8 protein-coding genes are annotated in these 10,617 nt (G+C 61.7%); all 8 read right to left on the reverse strand.

Going from position 1 to position 10,617, the window contains the following annotated elements:
- The coding region (gene icmH, locus AC3WQZ_RS29025) for a type IVB secretion system protein IcmH/DotU (protein ID WP_492301737.1) at nucleotides 1-638 on the reverse strand (638 nt) is incomplete at its 3' end.
- Entirely contained in the window at nucleotides 635-1,978 is a 1,344-nt protein-coding gene (gene tssK, locus AC3WQZ_RS29030; protein ID WP_454749298.1) for a type VI secretion system baseplate subunit TssK, read from the reverse strand. The genes icmH and tssK, both read right to left, overlap by 4 nt.
- 4 nt (nucleotides 1,979-1,982) lie before the next feature.
- On the reverse strand, nucleotides 1,983-2,489 hold the full coding sequence (gene tssJ / locus AC3WQZ_RS29035) for a type VI secretion system lipoprotein TssJ (protein WP_010811518.1): 507 nt from the start codon (nucleotides 2,487-2,489) through the stop codon (nucleotides 1,983-1,985).
- Nucleotides 2,490-2,518: 29 nt separating this feature from the next.
- Entirely contained in the window at nucleotides 2,519-2,779 is a 261-nt protein-coding gene (locus tag AC3WQZ_RS29040; RefSeq protein ID WP_010811517.1) for a PAAR domain-containing protein, read from the reverse strand.
- Nucleotides 2,780-2,924: 145 nt separating this feature from the next.
- Nucleotides 2,925-4,439 carry a hypothetical protein gene (locus tag AC3WQZ_RS29045; protein WP_492301738.1) on the reverse strand — a complete coding sequence of 505 codons (1,515 nt, stop codon included), beginning with the start codon at nucleotides 4,437-4,439 and terminating at the stop codon, nucleotides 2,925-2,927.
- 63 nt (nucleotides 4,440-4,502) lie between these two features.
- On the reverse strand, nucleotides 4,503-5,963 hold the full coding sequence (locus AC3WQZ_RS29050) for a hypothetical protein (RefSeq protein ID WP_492301740.1): 1,461 nt from the start codon (nucleotides 5,961-5,963) through the stop codon (nucleotides 4,503-4,505).
- A gap of 91 nt (nucleotides 5,964-6,054) precedes the next feature.
- Nucleotides 6,055-8,397, reverse strand: a complete 2,343-nt coding sequence (locus AC3WQZ_RS29055) for an alpha/beta fold hydrolase (protein ID WP_492301741.1) — start codon at nucleotides 8,395-8,397, stop codon at nucleotides 6,055-6,057.
- 33 nt (nucleotides 8,398-8,430) lie between these two features.
- On the reverse strand, nucleotides 8,431-10,617 hold a 2,187-nt coding region (locus AC3WQZ_RS29060), incomplete at its 5' end, for a type VI secretion system Vgr family protein (protein WP_492301743.1).

Raw genomic sequence — 10,617 nt, forward strand, 5'->3', positions numbered from 1 at the left:
CTTTCGCGTGCCGCGCTGATCAGGTGCAACAACCGCTGCCGAATGGCGTCGAGCTGGCGATCGCCATCGGCGTGGCCAGCATAGCGGCCAAGGAAGCCGAGTGACAAGATGTGATAGATCACCTCGATCACGTCCATGTGCTCTGCGGCGGAGCTCGCCAGCCGCCCCAACAACTGGAACACCTTCTCGCCGCCATCGTTTTCGCCATGCAGCTGGATCAGCAAGCTGTTGTTCGCCCAGGTATGGCGCCCCCATGGCATGCCATTGGCAGCCTCATCCAGCGCCGTGCACAGACAATACTGTGCAGCCAGAACGTGCTCGCGCCGAATATTGGCGCGCTCGCAGACTGCCTGAAAATCTTTCGCTTCCCCCACCAGAATTCCCTTCAGTGCAGCCGCCTGATCCTGTCGCAGCGATGTCGGCATGTCGGCCAGTGCGCGCAACAGCGGCCGCGCTGCCGCAAGCAAGGGATTGGCCTTGCGGCTGATCTCTTCCACCCGCTGCTCAACGGACTTGCGCGCGTCGTTCTGGCTGCTCTCCTCCGCTGCGGCGCGTGGGCTCGCGCGATCTCCTGCCTTGGCAGGCTGCGCTGCTTGCGAGTCCAATTGGGGATCACTCGACACAAGTGGCTTGCTCATTGCCGCACTCCCCACAGTTCCATACGCAACTCAGGAAAGGTCCCCGCTACGTGCAGCGCCAGCCCACCGTACTGCGCCACCTGGTCCCAGAGCGGGTGCTGCTGGGACAGTTCAAAGTAGACATGGCCAGCATTGAACGGGATCTGCCGTGGCGGCACCGGCAATGGCTGCAGCGGAATTCCAGGAAGATGGGACCGAACCAGTTCCGCCAACCGCGCAGACGGCCCCACCTTGGTCTGGGCCGGAAACTGCTGCTGCAACAGATCCGCCGGAACCTGCGCGGTCACCGCCAGCACAAAGGTCGCGAAACGGCCGATCTCGCCCGGATCGAGCACCGCCGTTCGGATCCCATGTGACTGCTCCGTGATTTCAATCCGCTGCGCAGCGCGTTCCAGCACCACATTGAGCAGGAAGCGCAGGTCGTCAACCAATGGCTTCAGGCAAAGATGCGGAGCATCGTGCCGATAAGCCGCATGCTCAGCCGGCCGACGGGTCTGGGTGCGCACGAACGTCGACAGTTCCCCCGACAATGCCGCCAGGTGCAGGTACAACACCTCTGGCGACGCGGCCTTGGCCTTCAGCAGGTGGGTCAGAATCGGCTCGTACCGGTTCAGCAATTGGAGGATCAGGTATTCCGATACTTCGGCAGCATCCCCGCCCCGCATAGTGGCAGCAGACAGGCGCTCGGCCATCGCATCGGCCCTGAGATGCAGGAGGCCGTGGATTTCGGTAAGCCATGTTTGAAGCAATGCACTGGCCGTGTAGACATTGACCGGCGGAATCAGCGCTGCATCCAGTCTGGCACTGCCATCGGCGCGGATTTCCGTCACTCTTGTCAACGGCAGGCCAAGCCAGGACTCGGAGAGTTCCTTCTCCGGCAAAAGCCGAAGACGCAAGTCTGCCAACTGCACCAGTTTTGGTCCCTGTGCGATCGAATTCGCATCCAGCAATTCCTGCTCAAAGGCACGGTATCGCGCCAGGGAATCCGTGGCATCATCGAAATTCGTTTCTTCCGCATTTGGCGTGCGGATCGGCACCGCCAGACAGATGATCTGATTCAGGTGCTCGGCCTGAAGCGCAAGCGGCGCCGGCACTGCCGTATGTGCCGGAGCGTCGAAGGGCGTACCGTCCTGGAAGATTCCAGCGGCACTGGAGACCACCAGCTTACCCAGCGAGAGCGCTTCAGCATCGATCGAGAAATGGTGAAAGCCCCAGAAGAACGGGCTGAGCGCGGCGCTACGCTTGTGCGCGTAGTGTTCCAGATAGCGCTCCTGCTGCTGAAAGAGTTGCGGGCGCAGGAACAGTCCCTCGCTCCAGACGACCTTGTTGTACCAGCTCATGGATTCAATCAGGTTTGGAAATTGTGATGGTCTGCTGGTCCAACGAGACTTGCAGCTTGACCTTGCGTGCCGGAATTGCCATGCGGTACCACGCAGCGTCCGGCGCCGGTGGCAGTTTGTAGACAGATCTCCAGGTGGCTTTGCCAAGCTCCCTGTACCCGACCAGAATGCCGATGGCTTGCGTGTCCGGATTGAGCTTGCGCTCGATGTCGCGCGACTCGCCGGGCCGGAGGATGAACTCGTCTCGTGCCAGCAGATCCTGCGTCAGCAGCGTCTTGTCCGACTTCTCCAGCGAGTAGTAGTCCGCATTCTCAAACGCGCTGTCGGTCTTGAGTTCGTAGACCCGAACCAGGACCGGAGAGGGCCTGCCCTTGTCGTCAGGGTTGACGGTATCTTTGGCGGATACAGCCAGATCCAGCTTCATCTGCTCGCGCTGGGCCGGTGCTGTGGAGCAGGCCGAGCCGAGGACCGATACTGCGAATAGGCCAAGCAGCGACACGGTTCTCGCCATCCTGTGCCGTATCAAGAGAGCCTTGCGAGTCATGAGCCCACCCGCGCCGACACCGAGCCAATCAGTACCGCGCCGCAATCCGTCATATCACCGCTGACCGCACCTGGCACGCCATCGACCTTGTACAGGCCTCTTACCTGCGAAATGCGGCTTATCCCATGCAAGGGACAACTGACTGCATCCCCCTGACGTGCGATAGGGCGACCGTTGATCTTGCGGTTGGGCGAGCCTGCCAGCACGACGCCGCCATGCGTGTGACCATCGCCAACGACAACAATGGAATCTGCCATCGATATATCTGCTCCCAGGTAAATGGCGTACATACTGCAATGGGCCGGTGCAACTCTTCCGATGAGCGAGCCAGCAGGAGCGCCCCGACGAAATCCTCGTTGGTGGCAAAGCGTGTTCATCCAATTGACCATTGTTCTCATCCCCTCAACGCCGGTCCGTCTGCTTGCCGAACCACGGGTAGTAGGCAGTTGTCCTGCCCCGCGCCCGCGGCCATTCTTTGGGCGGTTCGCGCCTGGTCCAGCCTGGCGGCGGCGCCACCAGCACCGTCCACGCATCGTTGGGATCCGCCACGCTGGTCACGACTGCGCTATGCCCGGTCTGGTCCGCATACGCCACCGCATAGGCAATGTTCAGCCCCGCGCTGGCCGCGCGGGCCGGGCCCACCATATGTTCCGAGACGCTGCGGAAGTCTTTCAACTGGTCCAGGTCCGGCCACTGCTGGTGCACCGCCGCACGCAGGGGCGCAAGCACTGTGGTCACATTGGGCGCGCGCCGATCCATGTCGTGGTAGACCCGGTCGACCGAATGGGCCTGCGGTGCTTGCGCTTGCACGGCTTGCAGCAGGCCCTGCCACGCGCCACCAGGGGCAGCTGACTTCGCTCTGATGCCGCCCTCGTGCTGCTGCGGGGTGTACAGTGCCGCCAGCGGCGCATAGCCCCAGTCCGCGCTGGGATGTCCCAGGATCAGCAGCACCGAATTTTCGTTGGTCTGCTCGCCTTTCGGGTAGTTGGGCGCGTCCATGGTGTACACCCACACCGTCTTCTTCGGGTTGGCGTTCAGGTAGGCAATCGCCGCCTGCAGGTCATAGAAGCCCACGGTTTCCTCGCCCGCCATCACCGTGACATTGGCCAGCTTTGGTTCGGGGAAGATCTTCAGGCTCATCGCCTCGGCCGCGCTATAGATCTCCATGGAGAACAGCCGGCGCGCCGCGTTAAGCGTGAAGGTTGGCAGGCCGATTACCATGTCCGAGTCATAAGGGAGTCCCCTTCTGGGCTGACCGTCATAACCGGCATAGTTCTTCACAAAATAGTCCGCCATACGCTCATCGGCATGCTCTTCGTTCTCTGCCAGAATCGACGGTGCCGGCATTCCCCAATCGATCTGCTCTGCCAATCGGTCCCGGCCATTCATGTATCGATTGGACTCCTTGATATAGGTGGGTGTATTGATCCACGCCTGCGACATGCCGGCAAATACTCGGATGTCGGCAAAGTCCGGCCGTCGCGTGCCGTTCCGGATCGAGTAGAAGTAATTCGCGTTGACCGCCGTGTGGTAGCCCAGTGGATAGAGCGGCTCACGGATCAGGGCATCAAGGGCTTTCCAATAGACCGGATTGGGATTGTCATTCTTCCAGACCGGGTTGACCCCGCGGACGAGCAATCCCGGCGCGTCACCGAGCTTCAGATGCGGGCTGTCCGTATCAGAGGGGTTGCGGTCCGCCATTCCCTGCGCCCACAACAGGTTCCAATGGGTCGGGTAGTCCTTCCACATCAGCGGATTCATCCACTGCACCCCAAGTACATACGCTGCCGGCGCGTTGGGGCCGCTCGCGAGTGTGCGCGCAGCAAGTGGATACGGCGACGGATCTCGGTGATAGTTGGACATGGGCTTTCCCGATGAACAGGCCGACAGGAGCGCCGCGACGGTGGCGCCCACCATGACGGCAATCGCGCGCCGTACGGCTACCTTGTTCATGCGAGTGGCCATGGTTCTTTCATCCCCTCAACGCCCATCCGTCTGCTTGCCGAACCACGGGTAGTAGGCAGTTGTCCTGCCCCGCGCCCGCGGCCATTCCTTGGGAGGTTCGCGCCTGGTCCAGCCTGGCGGTGGCGCCACCAGCACCGTCCACGCATCGTTGGGATCCACCACGCTGGTCACGACTGCGCTATGCCCGGTCTGGTCCGCATACGCCACCGCATAGGCAATGTTCAGCCCCGCGCTGGCCGCGCGGGCCGGGCCCACCATATGTTCCGAGACGCTGCGGAAGTCTTTCAACTGGTCCAGGTCCGGCCACTGCTGGTGCACCGCCGCACGCAGGGGCGCAAGCACTGTGGTCACATTGGGCGCGCGCCGGTCCATGTCGTGGTAGACGCGGTCGACCGGATGCTCCTGCGGCACTTGCGCTTGCACGGCTTGCAGCAGGCCCTGCCACGCGCCACCAGGGGTAGCTGACTTCGCTCCGATGCCGCCCTCGTGCTGCTGCGGGGTGTACAGCGCCGCCAGCGGCGCATAGCCCCAATCCGCGCTGGGATGTCCCAGGATCAGCAGCACCGAATTTTCGTTGGTCTGCTCGCCTTTCGGGTAGTTGGGCGCGTCCATGGTGTACACCCACACCGTCTTCTTCGGGTTGGCGTTCAGGTAGGCAATCGCCGCCTGCAGGTCATAGAAGCCCACGGCTTCCTCGCCCGCCATCACCGTGACATTGGCCAGCTTTGGTTCGGGGAAGATCTTCAGGCTCATCGCCTCGGCCGCGCTATAGATCTCCATGGAGAACAGCCGGCGCGCTGCGTTAAGCGTGAAGGTTGGCAGGCCGATTACCATGTCCGAGTCATAAGGGAGCCCCCTTCTGGGCTGACCGTCATAACCGGCATAGTTCTTCACAAAATAGTCCGCCATACGCTCATCGGCATGCTCTTCGTTCTCTGCCAGAATCGACGGTGCCGGCATTCCCCAATCGATCTGCTCTGCCAATCGGTCCCGGCCATTCATGTATCGATTGGACTCCTTGATATAGGTGGGTGTATTGATCCATGTCTGCGGCATGCCGGCGAACACTCGGATGTCGGCAAAATCCGGCCGTCGCGTGCCGTTTCGGATCGAATAGAAGTAATTCGCGCTGACTGCCGTGTAGTAGCCCAGTGGATAGAGCGGCTCATGAATCAGGTCTTCCAGCGCTTGCCAGTACACCGGATTAGGATTGTCATCCTTCCAGACCGGGTTGACCCCTTGCACGAGTAGTCCCGGCGCATCACCAAGCTTCAGATGCGGGCTGTCCGTATCGGACGGATTGCGGTCCGCCATTCCCTGCGCCCACAGCAGGTTCCAATGGGTCGGGTAGTCCTTCCACATCAATGGATTCATCCATTGCACGCCCAGTACATATGCGGCTGGCGCGTTGGGACCGCTCGCGGGTGTGCGCGCAGCAAGGGGATACGGCGACGGATCTCGGTGATAGTTGGACATGGGCTTTCCCGTAGAGCAGGCCGACAGGAGCGCCACGATGGCGACTCCCGCCATGACGATGGCAAGACAGTTGATGGGTAGCGAACGTCGATTAGTGGCGCTCACCTGGCCCTCCTTGCAGGATCTGCCCACCAAAGACAAGGTCATTCTCGGTGAGCCGCTGATGCCTAGTTTCGGAAGGCGTCTGCGAAAGGCGGCTGTCCGTGCGCTCGTCGTCCATACCAAGCGATCTCGGAACATCAGCCTTGTAATCCTTTTGACTTTCCAACCGATCTCCGTTGATCCGACCGGAACCGTAGTACCAAGTCCATTCCTTCATATCCTTACGCTTGGAGTAGCGCCAGTCCGCCAGTTGCCTCAGCCACTTCATCTCCGCCTCCGGCATCATGCAGATGCCCACATCAACGTCATAGGCGAGCACCTTCTCGCAGTGCACCGGATTGGTCAGGATGGTCGAGTGGTTCGTAGCATTCAGATCCACCGCGTATTTCAGGAAATACCCGCGCTTGTCTGCATCGAACTCGCGGAATTCCGCATACTCGTCCCCCGCAGGGTCCCCGCCATCCTTCATCTGCTCAATGGCCGCCTCATAGGGATCGTCAGCCTTGCGTCGGGCAAGCTGACGCACGCTGGCATTGTGTTCATAGCGCAGCGCCGCTTCGTCGCTGTAGTCCGCCGCGCCCTGCCCCGCGCTCCGGTACTTGTCGTAGATGTCGTCGCTCCTGCCTGCCGGATTGAGCGCATCCGTGTGCGACTCGGGTCCCTGGTTGAAGATCCCTTCCACGGTCCCGGCTTTCGCGCTTTGCCCGCCGTCGTCAGGCGCCCGCTTGTCGGGGTGATACAGGTGGATGGCCCGCGGCGCGATGGCCTCCTTCACTGCCGGAGCATTGATCGGCACGGTCCAGCCGTCCGGCGGATCAGCGTTCACGGGCACATAGTTGACATGCCCGAAGGTCGTCACCCTTAGCAGGGCGAAGGTCATTTCATAGATTCCACCGAGCGCGGTCGCACCAAGCTTTTCTCCGAAGCCGCGCTGGTCGTCCTGCCATACCCGCGTCAGATGAAAGCGCAGTGGCAATGGCTTGCGGTACCAGAATGCCTTGCCATCGCCCTGGATCGGATCGACCTTCGACGGGTTACCTTTGTCGTAATAGACGAAGTTGCTTGGCTTGGCACCCACTTCGAATGGCATCTGGCCATACTTGCCCGGATTGCCCTGGGCCCACACACGCTGGAACAAGACTTCGGCATGATGCGCGAAAGCATAGGGGCGATCGCGGCGCGCCTTGGCCGACTCCAGCATGTCGTGATCGGTACCGGCCAGCACCTCCTTCGACAGGCCCAGCCACCCCATCCCCTGCACGGTGCTCACTGAAATCACTTGATCGTGGGGATTGCTATAGAGGAAGACGTGCTTGCGTGTCTGACGATCCTTGCTGTCCTTCCCGGCCGTCCAGGGAGCTTCCCCTTGCTTGGGACGCCGGGTGGGCGTCAGGGCGTTGACGCAGTCGTCGCTGGCATGATCAAAGCTGGAGGCACCGACAATCTCAAAGAAGCGATCCAGCGTCTTGCGCCGCGCGAAAACGGTGACGCGGCCCAGGTCCGTATCGGCGTTGTATTGCCCGAAGTTATCGAAGAAGTTTGGCAGGACGCTGTATGGCGGATTGGCGAGTACATAGGTGTCCGCCACGCCATCCCCGCCGAAGTCATGCTTGCCAATAAATGCCGAGGCCATGCCGACCATATTGCCCTGGCTGTGACAGACCACCGTGACCGGACACGCCTTGCCATAGGCCTCAATATGCTTGGCCCGGACTTGCGCCACCAGTGCGGCCAGACGCCGGGCGGCATGCGCGCCATAGTGGCGTGGGGGGCAGCCGTAGATCAGCCGGCTTGTCTCCGTATTCAGGTCCTGCGCCTGCAACCCGGCAAACAGGTCGGTGACCGTGCCCGTGGTCCACAGATCCGGCAGGGCAGAGCATCCGTTGGCGAAGGGGCCGCCGCCCCAGGCATCCTCTTCGTCAAGCAAGATGTTTGGCCCAACTGTCGCCAGGTCCTCCTTGGCAGCTTTATAGCCCCAACGGAATCGGATAATGGGGCTCTGGTCGCCATCGGCAACGAAGTTCGTCGCCTTGACTTCCCGGGACAGGTAGCCCTTGGGTGTCAGCTCCGACAGATACTGCGCTGGCCGTAGCGCCCCCATATCGTACGTATCACCCGTTTCGCCACGCTGCTGGCGCTGATTCAAGCCTTTGCACAAGCCTTCTTCAGCGCTGGCGAACCATTCGCCGTTCGAGTTCACACCGTGCACGAAGATGATGATTCCGGGCAGCGTCTTCAGGTCGAGCTTTCGGAGCGCCTTACTTGGAACGTGAATGTCGTCGGCGCTGGCAATCGGGTTGACCCCTTGTCTGGATACTATGGGTGCACTCATATCTGGTTCCGTGACAATCGATGCGAAGCAGACTCAGTACAGCTTGGGCGCAAATATCTTTACGCTCACCGCCTCGATCAGATCCGAAGCCGACTGAGCGGTTTCGCCAGCGGCATTGGTTACACCTTCCACCACACTGCCGTCCGCCTTGACAATCTGGTAGGGTGCATTGGGGACCGGTCGCTCGAGCTCGCCTGCCTTCAGCAGGAACTTTCGGCCCGCGTCACCCTGGCTAAACTGCGGCAACGGTCCGTTCAGGCTGGACGGCCCTACGATGTCGAAATCCGACGTATGCAGCAGGATCCCGCCAGGACCATAGATATCCACCTTGCCTCCGCCAATGCGGATGCCGGCGCCGTCCGCTGTCATCAAGCTCAGGCTCTTGCCCGCGTTCAGAACGATGTTGCCATCGGTTGCGGTCACCACTACGTTCTGTCTGGCATTCGCTTCGATGTTGGATTTCTGCGCCTGCAGAAGCAGATTGCCCTGGTGCGCAATGCCGCGCAGCTCACCGCTGTGCGCGAAGAACCCGATTCCCTGCCCCGCATTGACAACGAACTGCTGCCCTGCGGTCATTTGCTGGTTCAACCGTGAGACGGTGTCGATATGCTTGCCGGCATACGTCGTCAATATCTTGGGCGTGGCCAGTGCCATGCCCGCCGGCGCATAGGCACCGATCAGCGGCTGACCTCCCTCACCAGGCACGTCCTTGTGGTTGTTGGCGCCAGCGTCCCACTCCCTGACGGCCCGCGTGAGTTCGGCCTGCGGATCTGTATCGGCAGCCAGCCCTTCATGGGCATGGCCATAGTCCCCCAACGCCTTCGCCGCCTCCAGCGCCGCCTCCATGCAGCGGATAAACTCGTCGCGCGACAGGTGCCCGCCCATGGCGCCTACCTGCCCTTCCGCGGTAACGAACAAGCCCTTCCCACCGCGTATGGCACCCTGCCCATCGGTGCGCAGGTCGAAGCCTTCACCACGCCGGTCCTTGCGCCCGGCGTGGTCCGGCACCCCGGTCAGATAGCCCAGGTTCAGTTGCGATGCCTGGTGATCCGAGGACAGCTGCGCCTGGATCTGATCCTTCGTATCGTCCATCAGCAGGTGATTGTGGCGCCCGCCAAACAACTCCTTGCTGCGAATCCCCGACAAGGCATGCTGCCCCGGCAGCGCCCACGGCGGCAGATTGAGCTGATTCGGCGCCCGCCCGACAATCACCGGACAGTCCGGATCACCGTTGATGAACGCCACAATGACCTCCTGCCCGATACGCGGAATATGCATCGCGCCGAACTGGTCGCCCGACCAGCCATTGACCACCCGAATCCACGGTGACGAGTTCTCGTCGTACTTCCCGTAGCGATCCCATTCGAATTGAATGATCACGTTGCCGTGATCGTTGCACCAGATCTCCTGGTTCTTCGGGCCGGTCACCACGGCCCGCTGCACACCGGCCACGTATGGCTTGCCGACCGTGCGCGGCGGGCGAAAGACTTCATCAGTGGGGTGCGCTTCAAACGCAACGCGGCACGAAAACTGTTGCCCGCTGCCGGATTCGCCGCCGACATCCTCCAGCTCCAGCGTCGCACCGATCACCAGATACTCGCGGTTCATCGCCGGGTTGCCGTGATTGCTCACCAGGTAGGTGCAGCCCGCCACCACTCCGCGCAGCGCACCCACGCCACGCGCACGCCGGCCACGCGAGCGGCGCTCCTCCATGCGGATCCTCGCCCGCATCTCGCCCACCGCCGGATCGACATAGTCGCCCGGGTACTCGTAGCGATCGAAGTCGGCGAAGCTGGTATTGCGCGGCTGGCTGTTGTCGGTGGTCAGATTCGCGCGCGGCTTGCGCGGATCGTAGTCGTTCAGCGTCACCTTGCCCGTGCGCAGCCGGTTGACCGGATCGAAGCGGACCAGATGTTCCTGGTCGATCTTGAAGCCACGCGGATAGATGGGCAGCGTGCGATAGGCCTCGCTGGGAAACGCGCGGTACGCGCCCAATTCGGCGGCCAGGATCAGCCGATGGTGTCCGCCGTCATGCTCGAAGAAGTATGTAATGCCATACTCTTCGGTCAGGCGCTGGATGAAATGCGCATCGGTCTCGCCATGCTGCACCTCCCAGGCGAGCTTTGGATACACCGAGGTGTCGAGGCGCTTCTCCACCGAGAACGGGTAGTCCGCAAGCACCTCGTCAAGAATCTCGATCACCGTCTTCTTCTGGAAAGG

It is taken from the genome of Cupriavidus sp. FW305-26 (assembly GCF_058787975.1).

Coding starts and splice junctions, on each gene's coding strand:
- AC3WQZ_RS29050 (WP_492301740.1), bottom strand. CDS start 5,963: ATGTCCAACTATCACCGAGATCCGTCGCCGTATCCCCTTGCTGCGCGC.
- AC3WQZ_RS29045 (WP_492301738.1), bottom strand. CDS start 4,439: ATGGTGGGCGCCACCGTCGCGGCGCTCCTGTCGGCCTGTTCATCGGGA.
- tssK (WP_454749298.1), bottom strand. CDS start 1,978: ATGAGCTGGTACAACAAGGTCGTCTGGAGCGAGGGACTGTTCCTGCGC.
- AC3WQZ_RS29055 (WP_492301741.1), bottom strand. CDS start 8,397: ATGAGTGCACCCATAGTATCCAGACAAGGGGTCAACCCGATTGCCAGC.
- tssJ (WP_010811518.1), bottom strand. CDS start 2,489: ATGGCGAGAACCGTGTCGCTGCTTGGCCTATTCGCAGTATCGGTCCTC.
- AC3WQZ_RS29040 (WP_010811517.1), bottom strand. CDS start 2,779: ATGGCAGATTCCATTGTTGTCGTTGGCGATGGTCACACGCATGGCGGC.